The following is a 17796-nucleotide window of genomic DNA, read 5'->3' as shown; positions in this document are numbered from 1 at the left end:
TTGCACGGTTCTGAGGGGGCCGGGGTCCCAGTAATGGGCCCCGGCTACCCGACTGATCATTGGGACGGGCCGGTCCGCGATCGGCACGCTCGTCGAGCGCAGCAGCCGATCTGCACTCCTGGTGCATCTACCGAGGATGGAGGGCTGGGGCGAGGTGCCACCTGTGAAGAACGGGCCGCCGTTGGGCGGTTACGGCGCCGTCGCGATGAACACTGCTCTGACCGAGTCGATGACGAAGCTACCCGAGCAGCTCCGCAAAACCCTGACCTGGGACCGCGGGAAGGAACTTTCCGGGCATGCCCAGTTCGCGCTCGAGACAGGGACGAAGGTGTTCTTCGCCGATCCGCACTCGCCCTGGCAGCGACCCACAAACGAGAACACGAACGGGCTGCTGCGTCAGTACTTCCCGAAGGGCACGGACCTGTCCCGGTGGTCCGCCGGGGACCTCGAAGCCGTCGCCCTGGCGATCAATAACCGACCCCGCAAGATCCTTGGCTGGAAGACCCCGGCCGAGGTCTTCGAGGAGCAGCTACGCTCACTACAACAGCCCGGTGTTGCAACGACCGGTTGAACTCACCCAATACGTGTCCATTCGCTACACGGAGCGACTGGCCGAGGTCGGCGCCTCAGCGTCGGTCGGGTCTGTCGCGGACTCGTACGACAATGCGATGGCAGAAGCCCTGAACGGCACATTCAAGGCCGAACTGATCGAACATCAGGGGCCGTGGCGGGACTTCGACGAGGTCGAGCGGGCCCTCTTCCAGTGGGTCGCGTGGTACAACGGTGAACGACTCCACTCCGCCCTGGGCTACGTCCCGCCCGACGAGTACGAGCAGGCGTACTGGACCGGCGTGGAGGCAGTCCCGCAGACCGCTTGATCACACGATCGCGGACTCCACGAAACTCGGGGCAGTTCACCCAGGTCAAGGCCTCGATGCCGGTCCCTGCCTGGCTGGAGGGCCGGGGCGGACGCCCCGAGGCCCACTGCCACCGTGAGATGGTCGACGCAGTGCGCTACCTCGTCGACAACGGCGCGAAGTGGCGGGCGATGCCCGTCGACCTGCCCGCCCCGCGCAAGGTCTACGACTTCTTCCGCCGCTGGTCGCGCCACGGATACGTGCGCGAGCTCTACCAGCGGCTACGTCGCCTGCAGCGCGAGCGAGAGGGCCGGGCGGCCGAGCCGAGAGCGGGCATCATGGACGCGCAGTCGGTGGACGGCTCGGACACCTGCCCCACCGCCACGCGCGGGATCGACGGCAACAAGCGGCGCGACGGCCGCAAGCGCCACATCCTGACCGACACGGGCGGCCTGCTGCTGGAGGTCACCGTCACCCCCGCGAACGTGCACGACTCGGTGGCCGCCCCGGAACAGATCGACGCGTTCATGGCCGAGCCCGGACGCCTGCTCAAACTGGTCTGGGCGGACACCGCCTACCAGGGCCCGGCACTGGCGGAGGCGTTCGCGGCGCACGGATTGCGGGTCGAGGTGGTCAAGCGGCCGGACGGGACCAGGGGATTCGTGGTGCTCGCGCGCCGGTGGGCGGTCGAGCGCACGCTGGGCTGGCTCTCCCGGGCCCGCCGTCTGAACCGCGACCACGAGCGCCGGCCCGACCACCACGTGCAGATGGTGTGGTGGGCCGGCCTGATCACCCTGACGCGGAGGCTGGCGAAAGAGCGTCTGCACTGGCCGGAATTCCGGCCTGAGCGACTGGACCCGCGGCCGGCCTGAACAGGCCCCGCTCGCGCAGGAGCCAGCCGCGCGCCTGGAGCGCATAGGCACGATGACGCACCTTCTCGACCTCGTTCAACCGTGCCGCGTCCCGGCCCAGCGCCCGGGTCAGCTCCTGCACCGTCACCGGCCCCGGCGCGGCCAGGGCCGTCTCGAAGACCTTCCGGTAGGCCCCGCACAGCGCATCGGCGCCCAGCCCCGTCCGCCAGACCGGCGGCCGCGCGTCATAGCCCTCCCGCAGCACCGGGCCCGTCGGCACCGCCCCGGCCACACGCACAGGCTCCTCCACCACGGTCGGCGCTGGTGACGCCCCGTCACCCTCCCGGGCCGGCACCGTCCCCTCGGCGAACATGAGCGCCACCTCCTCACGGGCGATCCGCGCATGCTCCAGCCGCTGCCGGGCCGCCTCCGCCTGCACCTCGGCCTCCCGCAGCATCTCCAGCCAGGACTCCAGATCCTCCCGGGCCCGCGCCTCCCGGACTTCCAGCAATGCGATCACCGACGGCACCCCACACCTCCACGACCAGGCCAACCCTCCGCTGGCTGCCCGCAGCCGGCCACCCCGACACCACGACCACCCGAAAGGCGCTGGTCATCGAGCTACAGACCGGTTCACCACCACGCACTCAAAGTCCTGATGATCTTGCATCTGTCCTGGTCACGGGATGTCGAGGAGGTCAAGGGGGCGGGTGAAGGGCTCGTAGGAGACGTGGCGGAGGCCGGCGGTGATGCTGGCGTGGCCGTGGTCGCGGAGGGTGTTGATCGCCAGGTTGCGCAGGGTGGCCATGTTCTCCGGGCCGTGGCCGGTGCGGACCTGGGAGGCGTCCTCGCCGAACGCGGTGTCGCGTACGAAGTGGAGCCTGTTTTCGATGGTCCACTGCGAGCGGGCGAGTTCGCCGATCCGCTTTGGTGAGGCCTGCAGGTGGGACAGGTTGGTGAGCGCGTAGACGGTCTGTCTGGTCCGTTTCCCGCTCTTGAGGTCGGTGCGGTAGCGGGTGATCTTCGCGGCCTGGACGGCGTAGGGGAAGTCCAGCCCCAGGTCGGTGACGGTCAGCATGCGTGTCACCCTGGTCTCGCGGCGGCCGTGTCCGGATCCGCGCTGGTAGTGCCGGGCGGTGACCCGGGTCCAGGGCAGTGAGCGCAGCGCGCGCTGCAGGCCGGGCTGGTTGGCCTTCACCACCAGCAGGTAGTGGGCCTCCTTCTCCTCGACCAGGAAGCGGGCGTGGGCGCGCTGGGTGTGCAGTGCGTCGGCGGTCACGACCACCCCGGCCAGGTCGAACGGCTCCAGCAGGGTGGCGAAGCAGGTGATTTCGTTCGGTGTGTCCTGAATACGTAGAGGAGCTGGTTGTAGGAAAGCTGCCTTGAAGTAATGCTGTACGGAAGATGAAGGTGATTGGCCCTTCGGAGCCGCCCTGCGGGGGGAGGCTTCAAACCACCTCATGCCGCGTTAGTTGAAGACTGTCGTGGTGAGCGATTGAGGAAAAGGCGCCGTAAGAGGCGTCAGGTGGGGATCCGGAAGACGAACGCAAGTGAATCGTTGCTGAAGTGTCGAAAGATCTTAGACGACATCAAAACCGGGACGTCGAATGAGGCCCGGGATGAGCCTGGCGGGTGCCCGTCTATTGGCCAGGCGGTGTCCGGCATGAAGACGACGTGAGCCTGATCTGCCGCTTCCGTACGGAACAGGAGAAGGCGCTCCTCGGCACTGTCCACCCTGGTAGGGGCGGCGAAAGGGAGTGTCCCAAGCGGCTGAAACCGTGAGGGATCGAGTACCGACACGAGGTGCGCCGGCGGACCGGCTCGTAGTAGTGATGAAACCTCTGTAATGGAGGTGGAGCGAAGGGGTCGGGCTATTCGTGACGTTGTGTATCTAGGCAACCGGATGCTCTCCGGGAGGAACTATATGGACACGTTGAAGTCATCGGCCAAGCCGTTTGATATCTCGAAGCGGGAGGTGTGGGAGGCATACGAGGGAGTGAAGGTGAACAAAGGTGCACCAGGTGTGGACAGGCAGTCCATCGAGGACTTCGAGAAGGATCTGAAGAACAATCTGTACAAGATCTGGAATCGCATGTCGTCAGGGACGTACTTTCCGCCTCCGGTGCGCGCGGTGGAGATCCCCAAGTCGTCGCCGGGCGGCGGCGTGAGGATCTTGGGCGTGCCCACGGTGGCCGACAGAGTCGCCCAGACCGTGGTGGCCAGGCACCTCATGGACCGGGTCGAGCCCGTGTTCCATGAGGATTCCTACGGCTACCGGCCTGGGCGGTCGGCGCTGGAGGCGGTGGAGCGCTGCCGGGAACGCTGCTGGAGGAAGGAATGGGTGGTCGAGCTCGACATCGAGAAGTTCTTCGACAGCGTCCGGTGGGACCTCATCGTCAAGGCCGTGGAAGCGCACACCGACGCCGTCTGGGTGATTCTGTATGTCAAGCGGTGGCTCCAAGCGCCGCTGCAACTGCCCGACGGCACCTTGCAGAAGCGCGACCGTGGAACCCCGCAGGGCTCAGCGGTCTCGCCCGTGCTCGCGAACCTGTTCATGCACTACGCGTTCGATCTGTGGATGAACCGGGAGTTCCCCGCCGTCACGTTCGAACGCTATGCCGACGACGCGGTCGTGCACTGCGTCTCGGAGCATCAGGCCCGCCAAGTGCTGGCCGCGCTCGCGGACAGGATGGAGGAAGTCGGGCTGCGACTGCATCCCGACAAGACCAGGATCGTGCACTGCCAGGACGGCAAACGCCGGGGCTCGTACGAGCATACGGAGTTCACCTTCCTTGGGTACACGTTCCGCGCGCGCAAGTCGCAGGACAAGCACGGCAGGCAATTCCTGTCCTTCGAGCCTGCGATCAGCAAGGACGCCCTGAAGAGGATCAGTGGGGAAGTGCGCAGCTGGCGACTCCACAGACGGTCCGACCTCTCCTTCGTCGAGCTCGCCCGACGGATCAACCCGATCGTGGCGGGTTGGATCAACTACTACGGCCGGTTCTACCGATCGGCCCTGATCCCCCTCCTGCAACGCATCAACGCCTACTTGGTGCGCTGGATCCGCAAGAAGTACAAGCGGCTCGCGGCGCTGCACAAGGCTCTTCAGAAGATGCGGGAGATCGCCAAGCGGTACCCCCGCATGTTCGCGCACTGGAAGATGACCACCGCAGCGTCTTCGGCCTGGTGATCAGGATGGCAAGAGCCGTGTAAAGGGAGATCTTTACGCACGGTTCTGTGAGAGCCGGGGGGCGAAATTCCCCCCGGCTACTCGACTCTTGTCCGGTACCCGCAGTTGGGTCACGGTCCGGCCGGTGCCGGTCATCGCGGCGAGCAGGTGTGCGGCGGGCGCATCATCGGTGCGTGAGCCGCGGGCGCTCTTGCCGTCGACCGCGAGCGTGGTCGCCCCGGCGGTGCCAGTGCCGGTCAGATCGGCCAGGCCGCCCGGACAGACCGCCCCGACCACCCGGCGGATCGTCGACGTACTGGGCGCCAGGGACACGCCGAAGACGCCGACGGCCCGGGCGCCGAGTCGGGCCAGGGTGTGCTGCGGCGCGGCGGCAGCCCACTGCCCGATCGCCCGGAAGGAACGCGCCCCGGCCAACACCGCGCCGGCCGCGACCAGCAGCACGCCCACCAACGGGTGACGCAGACCGCGCGGGTCACGAGGGTCCGGCAGCAACGCCAACCGATCCACCAAGCCTGTGCTGTCGCCGAGTTGACGCGCAGACGAACGGACAGGACAGGGCATGGCAGACTGGCGGCACATCGAGGCTCCGGTTCAGGGCGACTGGCAAGGTCACCCCACCAACCGGAGCCTCGATGCATAGGCAACGGCCCGCCGCCGCCCCATCACACCGCCGTGACCTGGGCATCCACATGATCAGCAAGACTTTGAATCAGCCCTGGGCGGAAAGTACGTCCCCGACGACATTCGATTCCAGATCTTGTACAGATTGCCCTTCAGATCCTTCTCGAACTCCTCGATGGACTGTCCGTCCACTCCCGGCGCGCCTTTGTTCGCCTTCACTCCCTCGTATGCCTCCCAGACCTGCCGCTTCGAGATGTCGAACGGTTTGGCCGGTGACTTCAACGTGTCCATCAAGTTCCTCCCGGAGAACGTCCGGTTGTCCGGATACACAACGTCACGAATAGCCCGGCCCCTTCGCTCCACCCCGATTACAGGGGCTTCGTCACTACTACGGGCCGGTCCGCCAGCGCGCCCCGCGCCGATACTCGATCCCTCACGGCTTCCACCGCCGGGGACACTCCCTATCGCCAGCCCCTACCAGGGCGGACAGTATCGGGGCATGCCTTCTCCTGTTCCATGTGGAAGCGGCAGATCGGGCTCACGTCGTCTGCATGCCGGACACCACCTGGCCAGTAGGCGGGCACCCGCCAGGCTCTTCCCGAAGCTACCGGTAAACCCCGGTTTTGATGTCGTCTCAACTCTTTCGACACTTCAGCAACGATTCACTCGCGTTCGTCTTCCCGATCCCCACCTGACGCCTCTTACGACGCCTTTTCCTCATCGTTCACCACAACGGTCTGCCGAGTAGCCGGGGGGAATCTCACCCCCCGGCTCTCACAGAACCGTGCTTAAAGGTCTCCCTTTACACGGCTCTTGCCATTCTGATCACCAGGACGAGGACGCGATGGTAGTCCATTTCCATTGCGCGAACATGCGGGGATACCGTTCGGCGATCTCCCACATCTTCCGGAGTGCTTTCCGTAGCGCCGCGAGCTTCTTGTACTTCTGGCGGATCCAGCGCACCAAGTAGGCATTGATGCGCATCAAGAGGGGTGTCAGTGCCGACCGGTAGAACCGGCCGAAGTACTGCATCCAGCCCCGCACGATCGGATTGATCCGTCGCGCGAGTTCTACGAAGGAAAGGTCGGACCGAGTGTGGAGCCGCCAACTTCTGAATTCCGCACTGATCCTCTTCAGAGCTTCCTTGCTGATCGCCGGCTCGAACGACGTGGACCGCCGCCCGTGCTTGTTCCGGCTCTCGCGTGCGCGAAACGTGTACCCGAGGAAGGTGAACTCCGTCTGCCCGAAAGGCCGGTGGCGTTTCCCGTCTCGGCAATACACGATCTTGGTTTTGTCGGGATGCAGTCGCAGCCCGACCTCCTCCATCCTGACCATCAGCGCGGCCAGCACTTCGCGGGCCTGACGCTCCGACACGCAGTGCACGACTGCATCGTCGGCATAGCGCTCGAAAGTGATGCCCGGCCACTTCCGCGCCAGCCATATATCGAACGCATAGTGCATGAACAGGTTCGCCAGCACGGGTGAGACCGCTGAGCCCTGTGGGGTTCCCCGGTCTCGTACCTGCAAGGTGCCGTCAGGCAGTTGCAGCGGTGCTTGGAGCCACCGCTTCACATACAGAACCACCCAACCGGCATCAGTGTGCGCTTCCACGGCTTTGACGATGAGATCCCACCGGACGCTGTCGAAGAACTTCTGGACATCGAGATCAATGACCCAATCCCTCTTCCAACAACGCTCACGGCAGCGCTCCACCGCATCCAATGCCGACCGCCCCGGCCGGTAACCATAGGAGTCCTCATGAAATACGGGATCAACCCGTTCCATGAGATGCCTGGCCACTACGGTCTGGGCAATTCTGTCGGCCACCGTGGGCACACCCAAGATCCTCACACCGCCTCCCGGCGACGTCTTGGGGATCTCGACCGCACGCACCGGCGGAGGAAAGTACGTCCCTGACGACATCCTGTTCCAGATCTTATAAAGGTTACCCTTAAGATCCTTCTCGAAGCCCTCAATGGACTGACTGTCCACACCAGGCGCGCCTCTGTTTGCCCTGACTCCCTCGTATGCCTCCCATACTTCCCGCTTCGAAATATCAAACGGCTTACCTGATGACTTCAACGCGTCCATGTAGTTCCTCCCGGGAAAACCCGGTTGTCTAGACAAACAACGTCACGAATGGCCCGGCTCCTTCGCTCCACTCCCATTACAGGAGCTTCATCACTACTATGAGCCGGTCCGCCAGCGCACCCCGCATCGGTACTCGATCCCTTACGGTGTCTGCCGCTTGGGACACTCCCTCTCGCCCTCCCCTGTCGGGAAGGGCAGTATCGGGGCACGCCTTCTCCTGTTCCATGCGAAAGCGGCAGACCGGGCTCACGTCGTCTACATGCCGGACACCACCTGGCCAATAAGCGGACACCCGCCAGGCTCATCCCGGAGCTAGCCAAAGACCCCGGTTTTGATGTCATCTGTCTGCTTAACGACACTTCAGCAACGATTCACTTGCGTTCGTCTTCCCGATCCCCACCTGACGTCTCTTACGACGCCTTTTCCTCAATCGCTCACCACGGCAGTCATTAGCTAGCGCAGCATGAGGCGGTTTGAAGCCTCCCTCCGCAGGGCGGCTCCGAAGGGCCATACCTTCATCTCTCGCACAGCATCGATTCCAGAAACCGTCCTACGACCAGCTCCCTTTCACGTTCAGGACACAATCAGCCAATGCAGCATGAGGCGGTTTGAAGCCTCCCCCCGCAGGGCGACTCCGAAGGGCCAAGCACCTTCATCTTCCACACAGCATCACTTTGCGAAGCTCTCCTGCATGCAGCTCCACTTCGTGTTCAGGACACAACCCGACAGAGTCAAGCTGAGAGTCGCGTCTGATTCTGAATCTCGCGATTGAAACTCTTTGTTGAATATTCTGTCAGGATTCCTCATGTCGGCCCCGTGAAGCAGATCTTCGTCGTCGCGGGTGTTGTGGGGCTGAGAATAATGAAATTCGTCGAGGGCATCATCGGTCTCACTCCCATTGAGGTGGTAGCTGTCCGCGCCCCTGCCCCCTGCGAAGGCCGGGGCGCGGCAATGCAGCGAGGTTCGTTGCCAGGCGCTTGGCGGCTTCCTTGCCGTCCCGCTGGAATATGAAAGCCACTCTCTGTCTGTCCTCTTCGTGCAATTCGCGTTCCAGGTTGGTGGCGGGGTCGGTTCCGAAAAGAACCGGCGCTGGAACCAACCTGTCGATCTGAGACATTAGGTTCCTGTATTTGCGCTCGGGAACCTTTCCGAGGGTGTGGCGAATTCTGTCCATCGAGGGAAGTCCGAGCAGATCGTGTTGCAATCGTCGATGCTGGGCCGGATTCAGCATGCCGTCATTTCTGCTGGTGCCTTGAGCTGTTGGCTGCCGCTCCAGGGCGTCATCAGGGGTTTCGGGGGCGGGGCGCCGGGTGTCGACGACCGGGCCCTGGTGCGGCATGGCACCGCTGGTGCCGCCGCCGGAGCGATGCCCTACAAGGGCCTCGGCGAGGGGCGGCTGGTTGCCGAGTGCGGCCAGAAGTTCACGATCGACAGGTTCCAGCAGGGCGGGGTTCGGGCGGGTCGGCACCGGTTGCGGTACCTGGGTGACATGCGCAACGTACATCGTTGCGCGGCCTGCGATGTTGGTTGTCCGCAACCGTGTTATGGCGAAGAGTTCGGGTCGGGTGATGATAGCTGTGGCGTGTGCCGATGAGGCGTTGCGATGGAACTTGAGGAACTGGGTGAACACAGTGGGGAAAGCACTCGCAACCGGCCATGAGGCGGCGGCGGCCGGGAAGCGCACCACGACCTGCCCAGGTTCGGCGTGCGGGCTCATCGAGACGGGAAGGGGGCGACCGGTTGCGAGCCTGGCCGCCACCCATGCTGCGATGTCGGCACGGGCTGGGATGTCCAGAGCCGCGAACACCGGGGCGACGAGCTGAGCCGCGAGGCGTTCGGCTTCGGCGGGGCCGTGGAGGCTCAGGGCGTGGGCGACACGCTGCACGGCGTCCTGACCCGGGGCGTGGGTGAGGGAGTCGTCGAAGGTGTTGAGGATCAGTCGGGCGCGGGACAGGAGTGTGCTGCTGCTGGGCAGGCCGGCCAGATAATTCCTGACCTCGTCCAGGGTGAGCCTGGGCTGCGGGGTGTAGGGGATCCACTCGCCGTCTCGGAGCAGGGGCAGCGGGTCTTGCTCCGCTCGCTTCGTCAACCGGCTCATGGTTGCTACGGCGTCCCAGTCCACCTTTCCGGTCGGTGCATGGACCGTGACGCCGGTGCTGTCCGCGAGTGCCTGCCCGAAGTGGACGCCCGTAAGAAACGTATTTGCCAACCCGTCCACCGCCAACAGGAGCGGGGTGAGCCTGTCCCAGCCGGACTCGTCCAGAATTTGGATCAGGGCCTGCGGTCCGGCGGTCAGCCACCGCCCCTGGGTGGCGGCGGCGAGCCACACCGCGTCGGGTTCGCCGGTGGCGACGACGAGGAAGTTGTTGTCGGTGGCCGCCTTCTCCCATACGGTCGCGTCCGGTTGCTTCAGCGGCAGCCCGCGGGTGTTCTCCCCGCTCCAGGCGGCCGGGTTCAGCGAGAGCCCACCTGGGAAGCGTCCTACGTGTATGTCACTCGCCCCGAGTCCGACCTTGCTCAGGTGTTCGATGCGGCGGGAAGTCCCCGGCACCAGTGCACCGTAGGAGTTCGTCTCGAAGCGGGGCGGGGCGCCGCGGCCCTCGGCGCGGTGCCATTCCGCGACAGGGCCCTCCGCAATGAATGAGCCGACATTGGGGGAGCGCTTGACCGGGCCGGGAATGCGGTGGTAAACGTCGACGCCCAGGATCTTTGCGAGCGTGGTCAGTTCTTGCGTCAGCTTCCTCTTTGCCGCCTCGTCGCTCGCGCCCGCCCAGTCATCCCTTCCAACGGGCCGCAGCAGGATCTGGAGGTCATCTGCGCCGCTCCGCAGGCTGGTGCGCCCGAATTGATTGTCTCCGCTGTTGGCCCGCAACATGGCGGCCAGTCCGGCGGCCTCGATGATCTGCAGCTTGCTGGAGGGGCTGTGGATGGCGAGTCGGCCGTCCGGGTTGACGGTCAGTTCGATCGGTTGGAGACCGGGGTGGCGGATCAGCCAAGGGGCCTCTTCCAGCAGAACGCCGGTCCTGGAGAAGGGGACAATCAGGGCGTCGGCCTGCTTTAGCTTGCCGGACTCGTCGGTGTCGAACAGAGCTGGCGCCGGGTCCGTCCGGCGTTCCGAGCCCACCCGCACCCACGAGGGCCTCCAACTGTCGTCGGGGCGGCCGTCCTGCCAGCGGACCACGACCTCGGCCTTGTCGACGGGTCCAAGGAGTGCGAAATCGGCCCCGGGCTCGGGCACGTATACGTCGACCGGGGGAGCCGGTATCTCGCTCTCCGTTTGCCCTTCGGTGGGCGTGAACTGCGGGCGCTGCTCGGTGAGGAGGATGCGCAGGTTTTCGACCCAGGCTGTGAAATTTTCGTACCTCGGTCCGCGCTCGGGGGTGTCGACGAGCAGCCTCACCGGCTGCCCGGACCATACATCCGCCTTCCAGCCCCTGGGTGCCAGCTCGGGCTCGGCAAGGGCGGTGCGTTCGCGGATCACCCGCAGGATGTCACCAGGGTCGGCGTTGCCGAAGACTCCGTCGTCCAGTTCGACCTGCGGAGTTCCGTCCTTGCCCAGGACGAGGACGATGTCGTAAACGAGCTGACTGGGTGCGAGCCCGTGCTGGGACGGGATCGGGGCGGGGGAGATCGCGACGCCTCCTCCGATGAGCGCGAAGGCGGGCCTGCCTGCGGCGACCAGGCGGCCGTACCTGTCGGTCCGGTAGGAGCCAACCGCGGTGTGGAGGCTAGGCGGACCGAAGCGGCGCCATAGCGAGCGGGCGCCGTCCGCGGCCGTGGTGGCGATGACATCCCGTGCGCGGCTGTCGAACGAGGCAGCCCCTTCAGGGGCGTAGACAATGGTTTGCAGTGTGCCGGCGATGTCGTTCAGCAACCGTTCGTCGGCCGGGCCGAGCGGATGTTCCGTCTCGGACCAAACGAACTGCACGGCCTGGCCGGGACGCCATCCGTCTCCACGGACCCAGTGGGCAATCTCCTGATGACTGGCCAGCCGGTCCCCGAGGTGGGGGAGCCGCAGGTCGCCGGCCCCGTAGCGGCGGAGCCCGGCAGCGAAGAGACCGAACGGGCGGTCCACAAGCCGAACCGACCAGCCGCGAGCCGCCGTGACGGGGTTCACGGGCCAGCGCAGCCCGGCACCTTCACCAAAGTCGGTGCCCAGCAGCGTGCCTGGACGCCGTTCGGGCACCAGGTCGCGTCCGGCGACGTGCTGGTAGCCGGCGAGCGCCGGACGCCTGCCATTGCGGAAACTCGGCCCGGGCCCGGGCTCGAGGCGGCCCTGGAGGTTTGAGAGCACGTCACGTATGTTTATGCCCCGCTGGCTCGGCAACGCCCAGCGCCTGGCCAGCGCGTCCTCGTCGTCCGAACTGTTATCCCAGCGTACGCCGCCGGGGAGACGGCCGGTCTGTGTCAGGCCCAGCCTGGCGGCGAGGGCGGCCGCAGTGTCGGGCCCGTCGGCGAGGGCCTCGGCCAGCCGGATCCACACGTCCCTGTGCAACGCTCGGGAACGCCTGGAATGCTCGTCCTGACCGATGACGGGGCGGACCGTCAGAAGCGGTTCGGCGGCGGCACGCAGAAGGGCCTGCTCCTGCAACGGGCGTGCCTCGAATTGCTGCCGGACCTCGGCCATCGGCCGTTCCTTCACCGCTCGGGCGAGCAGGTCAAGATCGTCCTTGTGAAACAGTGCGGTTCCACCGAAGGCATCGGCCATCAGGTTCGACTCAGGCGGCAGCGGTTCGCGAACCACGCCCTCCCCAACCTGGCCAGCAGGACGGACCGTACCAGGCCGGGCGGGATCGGTAGCCAGATCCACGACAGCCTGCCGGGCCAGCGCCTTCGCAGCCTCTGGCCCCTTACGGTGCCACACAAACCCCAACTGGTCGACCAGAGCTTGCTGCGGCTCAACGACCCCGTACTCGGCCAGGACCGCCCGCACGTCATCCAGCACCCGGGCCGGGAGCTTGCCCAGCACCTTCTCCACGATCCCCTGCGTCGGGACATCGTTGCTCTCTGACGGCCCGCTCCTCGGCGTGACCCTGGTTGCTGCGGTCTTCTTCACAGACATGGCCTGCGGGGCTGCCCCGGAGGCAGAGTCGGCAACTGTGTCGGGGGCGAGGGCCGTGATGAGGTCTGGGCGGTCTGCGGTGGGCCGGTAGACGTTGGCGGTCTGCGGGTTGTGGAGGACGGTGACGGGGTTGGGGTGGGGTGTTCGGGTAGTGGGGCGGTAGCGGTGCCAGGCGGGGGTGATTTCTTGGGTGGTGTGGGGGTTGGTGGGGCGGAGGGTGCCGTGTGGGGTGGGGGTCCAGGCGCCTTGAGCGATGTCGAGGCGCAGGTGGTGGGTGTCGGCGAGGTGTTGGAGGTAGAGGTGGGTGGCTTCCGCGCCGGGCTGGCCGGGGCGGATCTGGTCGGCCTGGGGGTGGGTGAGGAGGAGGTGGACCAGGTCGGGCCGGTCGGGTTGGCGGGTGAGGTTCCGTAAGAGGTGGTCGAGGGCGGTGCGGGTCGTGGTGTGGGTGGGGTCGGCGGTGATGGCGATGACGGGGCCCCGGGCGGTGGGGATGAGGGTGCTCAGGGCGTGCGCGGTGGTGGGTGTGGTGGGCTGGTCGGGGGTGTCGAGGTGGAGCCCGGCGGGGATGCGGTGGACCTGGCCAGCGTAGGCGAGGTTCTGGACGGCGGTGTCCCAGGCAGGGGCGGGGAACAGCGGGCCTTCGTTGTGGGAGGGCTGCTTTGGGCGGAAGCGGGTCCACTGGCCGCCGCCGACGACCATGGTGGCGCCGCTGTCCAGGACGACGAGCCGGCCTGCGGGTGCGGTGATGTCGACCTTGTGGCGGTCGGCGAGGTGTTGCAGGAAGGTCGCGCCGCCTGAGGTGGCCGCGTCGTTCCAGGCGAGGCGCAGGGTGCGGGTGCCGGGCAGGACGGCGAGGTCCTTGACGAGCGTTTCGACCCGCTTCTGGACCTGTGGACTGGCGGGGTCCCCATGGACTGCGATGGTGGCACGGGCGGGGTCGGGGAGCAAGCGCGCGGCGTCGAAGGAAGGAGCGGGGCCGGACAGGAGCAGGCCGGCGGGAATCCGCTCGGTTCCGGGGAGTACCCTTTGGCGCATACCTTCGCTGAGGATCTGGTCCCAGCCGGGGGAGGGGTGGAGTGCGCCGAGGGGTTCGGCCAGGAAGAGGCGCTGCGGGGCGGTGGTGGTGCGGGTGTCGTTTCGGGTGATGCTGAGCCATTGGCCTTCGTTGGCGGTGGTGCGGCCGGTGTCGGGGTCGGTGGTGATGTGGGCGTGGGCGTGGCCGGTCTCGGCGAGGGTGACGGGGCCGGCGGCGACGACCTCTCGGACGTCGGGCAGGGACTGCAGGAGCTTGATGGCGTGGCGCCTGCCGTCGTCGGGCATGACCAGACGCAGGTGTTCGCGGGCCTGTGGGGACAGGCCGGCGACGAGGGTGTGCAGGGCGCCGGCGGCGACGGAGTCCGAGACGATGACGGTCAGCCGGGCTGGATCGGGTGCCAGCGAGCGGGCGATGGACGCGAAGGCGGGATCCTCCGTGGCGCTGTGCAGGAGGATGCCGGCGGGGATCCGGGTCGCGGTGACCGGGCCGAGCTGGCTGTTCGGGCCGGTGGGGAGTGTGCCGCCGGGGCCGGACAGTGCCTGCTCCCAGCGGGGGGAGTCCAGCACCGCACCCACCGGCCGTGCCTGAATCCCCGCCGTCGGAACCGCTGCGGTGGTGTGGGTGGTGGGAGCGCCGGTGGAGTCGGGGAGGGCGCCGGTGGGGCCGCCGCTCGCCGAGGAAACGGGAACCGTATCGGCACTCGCGTCGGGAGTCGCGAACCCGGACGGGTCGGACACCGGATCCGGGTGCACGGTGGCGGCAGTGGGCGCGGCGGCGACCGAACCGGTGCCGGGCGCGGCATCATGATCCGACCCCATCTGCTCGGTCGGCCCCGCCGCGTGCTGCTGCACCGTCTGCGCGTCAGCACCCGTACCCGCGAAAGAGTGGACAGCGCCCTCGGCCAGGGCACCACCGGTCGGCTCGGTGCCGGACACGACACCATGGTCCGGCCCCTTCTGCTCGGTCGGCCCCGCCGCGTGCTGCTGCACCGTCTGCGCGGCACCGGCACCGGCACCGGCGGCGGCAGTGGTGGTGGCGGTGGTGGTGTCGGGCAACGTCTGGCCGGCGTCGGTGTGCACATCGGTTTCGGCGTTCTGAGGGGGCGTGCCGGTTTCCGGTATGGGGATGGGTGAGGTCCCCCCGGTGGCAGTTGCGGTGACCGCGTCCGGAAGCGTCTGATCGGCGTCTCCTGCGGACCGCACCACATGCGTGTCGGGGCCCGTGCCCGAGGTGGGGCCCACCACGGGTCGGGAGCCGCCCTCCACGGTGGTGCTCCCGATGGGGACGGAGGCGGCCAAGGGCGGCACCGCGTGCGCGGTGACGTGTGTGGGTGCGGTGGCGGTGGTGGCGTCCGGGACGGTCTTCACGGTCGTGGTGCCGACTGATGCAGTGGGGGCGGTGGGGGTGCGGTCGACGGTCTGTGTCGGGGTCACCTGTACCCACTGCCCGAAGCTCTGGTCACCCGGCCTGGCGCCGACCACGGCGTCGGCACCGGTGACGAACAGGGCGCCGTCCGCGCCCGCGAGCACCCGCCCCTCCGGGATGGTCACCCCGACGTTGTGGGTGGCGACGAAGCGTTCCAACGCGGGCATCTCGTGCGCGGTGACGGGGGCGGCGAGGACGATCTCGCGCGGCAGCGCAGCCGACGTACGCGGCGCCTGCTGGAGCGCGCCCCACACCGACTCCAGCTGCCGCACCACCCCGCCCGGCGCCATGTCGGGGGTCCCCACCACCAGCCGCGGACCGTCCTGCCCGCCGCCCATCGTGCGGACCGCGGACCCGAACGCCGCATCCCACGGCCCCCCGCCGGCCGACTCCGGACGCGCCCACAGGGCGCCGCCCGACGTCTCCTCCAACCGCAGACCGTCCAACAGCGGGAACCCCGCACCCGAGTCCGGCACCGCCACGAACGGCTCGAACCGCCCCCCGCCCTCGCCGCTCTTCGGCAGCCGCGCCAGCGCCGCCTTCAGACCCTTCGGCACCTCCCCCACATGAGCCCCGCCATGACGCGCACCCAACGCCCCCGCCGCGCCCTGGAAGAACGCATCGGGCGTGTCCGTCACCGGCGTCCCCTGCACCGCCCGGAACCCCACGTCCGCCACCACGCTCGTCTCTCCCTGCAAGACCATCTGCCCCGGCAGACTCATCGTCCACTTCGGCAGGATCGGCGCTTCCTCCGCAACCTCACGACCGGCCTCCCCACCCACAGACGCCGACCGCCCCGCGCCCGCAGACGCGCCCTCCCCCGCGCCCAGGACCACCGACCGCTCAACCACCCCGGCCGCATCACTCGCACCCGCACCCGCCAGCGCGCCCCGCGCAGCAACCTCCCCCTTCGCCGCCGCCGTCACCACACCCAGCCCCAGCAGACCCGCCAGGGCACCGATCCCACCCGAGATGAACAGCGACCCCACATCGAAATGGTCACTGTGACCCTTGCCCATCACGATGCCCTGCGCCAGCCCGTCCGCCGTCACCATGAACAGCGCACCCGCACCCGCCGCCACCACACCCCGCACCAACCACACCCCGACCTGGGCCAGCAGCTCCTGCGCGAGCGCCTCCACCCCCGCCAGCCACCCCAGCGACGCTCCCGCGGTGAACGGCGCCACCGCCAACGCCCACGCGATCGACGCCGCCAGCCACGCACCGATGATCATGGCCTGGTACTTCGCCTTCTCCACCTGCGCAGCGGTCTCCCGCACCCCACGCGAAAGCCGCTCCGCCGCATCCACGAAATCCGCGATCCCCGACTCCCGGAACACCCGCTCCATCATCGCGTCATGCGCCACACGCGCATCCCCCTCCCACCCCCGCACACCCGCCGACTGCCACGCCAACGCCCGCCCCAGCTCCGCCGCATCCACGACAGCCCGCTCATGCACACCCGCCAACCGCCGCAGAGCATCCTCATCCGCCGACGGCCACACCCCCACCAAATACTTCGCAACCACCCGCAACTCCGGCGGAAGATCAAGCGACACCCCTCAACCCACCGATCGCTCGTTCTTCACATAGTTCACCGACGCCCGACCCGCCGACGCCCCCGCCTCACCCACCTGATCGGCCACCAACTTCAGACTCTCCGCCAACTGCCTGCTCGCCCCCACATACCAACCGGCAAAAGCCTCGGCATACTCGTCCCCCTCGCCCCACGGCGAACCCATCGCGGCCAACGAGTCACAGAACTGCTCATACACACGTCGCACATCGCCTTGGGCACCCAGCACTGCACTGTCCACTGACATGCAACCCGACGCCACCGCCCGCACCACCCCCCATGACGTGGCGCATCCGAGACGCCGACAGCCAGCCAAAACGCTAACCACCTGTCTGAGGCACGGACAGGGCCCACAGGCCCAAAAGCCCAAGGCGCTGAACTGTCAGCAGAATCCCGTGACAGGTGGCTCAGCGCTCGCGGGATGATCTCTGCCGCCCCCCGGGAACGCCACCCCGTACGTCAACTGCTCCCAGCGCCCGCGGGGATGGGCCGCATATCCTGGACCGCGGGGTCCTGCTACCGGATCTGATCGCGGTGCGCCGGGCTTCAGTCCGGTGGTGAAGCGATTCTGAGTGGTGCTCTGACCGGGGTCGGAGCACCCTCTCGCGCGGTGGACCTCAGCTAGGCAGGCCGGTTCTGCTGTTCGATGTACTGGCGGACTGTCGACTGGGGAGCGCCGGCGACCGATCCGGCGAAGTAGGAGCCGGACCTCAGGCGCTGTGCGCGCCAGTGGTGGCGAACCAGTTCGGGGTACTCTCCCCCAGCCTGCGGCCGGGAGGTGCCCCCGGGCGCATCCGGCGGGAGCTGACGCCCTTGAGGCTGTTGACCAGCTTCGACAGGGCGGCCTTCGGCGGGAAGTCGACCAGCAGGTGGACGTGGTTGTTCTCGCCGTTGGACTCGGCCAACTCCACCTCGAAGTCCGCGCGGACGCTGCGCATGATCTCTTCGAGGCGCGTCAGGTGCCGGTCGGTGAACACCTTGTGCCGGTACTTCGTCACGAAGACCGAGTGCGCGTGGAGAACGAACGCGCAGTGCCTGCCTGTTCTGATGTTCTGATACTCAGCCATGAACCAACACGGTACGGTGA

10 protein-coding genes and 2 pseudogenes are annotated in these 17796 nt (G+C 67.3%); 4 read left to right on the top strand and 8 right to left on the bottom strand.

The window, feature by feature from the left end; translation table 11 throughout:
* Nucleotides 1-52 precede the first annotated feature (52 nt).
* The 3 genes and pseudogenes from OG689_RS42645 to OG689_RS42635 all read left to right on the top strand — a co-directional run.
* Nucleotides 53-571 (top strand): annotated as a pseudogene (locus OG689_RS42645) (IS30 family transposase); the annotation flags it as partial.
* A 97-nt stretch (nucleotides 572-668) separates the two neighbouring features.
* Nucleotides 669-878: an integrase core domain-containing protein gene (locus OG689_RS42640; RefSeq protein WP_266328757.1), complete on the top strand. Its 210-nt coding sequence runs from the start codon at nucleotides 669-671 to the stop codon at nucleotides 876-878.
* Nucleotides 879-934: 56 nt separating this feature from the next.
* Complete coding sequence (locus OG689_RS42635; RefSeq protein ID WP_266328755.1) at nucleotides 935-1729, top strand: IS5 family transposase; 795 nt, start codon at nucleotides 935-937, stop codon at nucleotides 1727-1729.
* On the opposite strand, the gene OG689_RS42630 is transcribed toward OG689_RS42635, so the two are convergent.
* Nucleotides 1647-2228 carry a hypothetical protein gene (locus OG689_RS42630; protein ID WP_266328753.1) on the bottom strand — a complete coding sequence of 194 codons (582 nt, stop codon included), beginning with the start codon at nucleotides 2226-2228 and terminating at the stop codon, nucleotides 1647-1649. The genes OG689_RS42635 and OG689_RS42630 overlap by 83 nt on opposite strands.
* A gap of 159 nt (nucleotides 2229-2387) precedes the next feature.
* Complete coding sequence (locus tag OG689_RS42625) at nucleotides 2388-3170, bottom strand: ISAs1 family transposase (protein ID WP_266328751.1); 783 nt, start codon at nucleotides 3168-3170, stop codon at nucleotides 2388-2390.
* A 462-nt stretch (nucleotides 3171-3632) separates the two neighbouring features.
* Here OG689_RS42625 and ltrA (OG689_RS42620) point away from each other — a divergent pair, with 462 nt between their 5' ends.
* Nucleotides 3633-4898, top strand: coding sequence for a group II intron reverse transcriptase/maturase (ltrA, locus tag OG689_RS42620; RefSeq protein ID WP_266328749.1), 1266 nt, complete (start codon nucleotides 3633-3635; stop codon nucleotides 4896-4898).
* Between the two features lie 33 nt (nucleotides 4899-4931).
* On the opposite strand, the gene OG689_RS42615 is transcribed toward ltrA (OG689_RS42620), so the two are convergent.
* From OG689_RS42615 to tnpA, 6 genes and pseudogenes are all read right to left on the bottom strand, one after another.
* Nucleotides 4932-5396: a transposase family protein gene (locus OG689_RS42615; protein ID WP_266328747.1), complete on the bottom strand. Its 465-nt coding sequence runs from the start codon at nucleotides 5394-5396 to the stop codon at nucleotides 4932-4934.
* Between the two features lie 195 nt (nucleotides 5397-5591).
* A complete protein-coding gene (locus OG689_RS42610) occupies nucleotides 5592-5810 on the bottom strand; it encodes a hypothetical protein (protein WP_323189411.1) in 219 nt (72 codons plus the stop codon).
* Between the two features lie 534 nt (nucleotides 5811-6344).
* Complete coding sequence (gene ltrA, locus OG689_RS42605; RefSeq protein WP_266328745.1) at nucleotides 6345-7610, bottom strand: group II intron reverse transcriptase/maturase; 1266 nt, start codon at nucleotides 7608-7610, stop codon at nucleotides 6345-6347.
* A gap of 889 nt (nucleotides 7611-8499) precedes the next feature.
* Nucleotides 8500-16500, bottom strand: coding sequence for a hypothetical protein (locus OG689_RS42600; protein WP_266328743.1), 8001 nt, complete (start codon nucleotides 16498-16500; stop codon nucleotides 8500-8502).
* A gap of 195 nt (nucleotides 16501-16695) precedes the next feature.
* Nucleotides 16696-16908 (bottom strand): hypothetical protein, encoded by a 213-nt coding sequence (locus OG689_RS42595; RefSeq protein WP_266328741.1) that lies wholly within the window; start codon nucleotides 16906-16908, stop codon nucleotides 16696-16698.
* Between the two features lie 422 nt (nucleotides 16909-17330).
* Nucleotides 17331-17776, bottom strand: a pseudogene (gene tnpA, locus OG689_RS42590) (IS200/IS605 family transposase).
* Nucleotides 17777-17796: the final 20 nt, after the last annotated feature.

This window comes from Kitasatospora sp. NBC_00240 (assembly GCF_026342405.1).
Lineage (GTDB): Bacteria > Actinomycetota > Actinomycetes > Streptomycetales > Streptomycetaceae > Kitasatospora.
This window is presented reverse-complemented; position numbering and strand designations above follow the sequence as displayed.

Coding starts and splice junctions, on each gene's coding strand:
- OG689_RS42640 (WP_266328757.1), top strand. CDS start 669: ATGGCAGAAGCCCTGAACGGCACATTCAAGGCCGAACTGATCGAACAT.
- OG689_RS42635 (WP_266328755.1), top strand. CDS start 935: ATGCCGGTCCCTGCCTGGCTGGAGGGCCGGGGCGGACGCCCCGAGGCC.
- OG689_RS42625 (WP_266328751.1), bottom strand. CDS start 3,170: ATGAGGTGGTTTGAAGCCTCCCCCCGCAGGGCGGCTCCGAAGGGCCAA.
- ltrA (WP_266328749.1), top strand. CDS start 3,633: ATGGACACGTTGAAGTCATCGGCCAAGCCGTTTGATATCTCGAAGCGG.
- OG689_RS42610 (WP_323189411.1), bottom strand. CDS start 5,810: ATGGACACGTTGAAGTCACCGGCCAAACCGTTCGACATCTCGAAGCGG.
- ltrA (WP_266328745.1), bottom strand. CDS start 7,610: ATGGACGCGTTGAAGTCATCAGGTAAGCCGTTTGATATTTCGAAGCGG.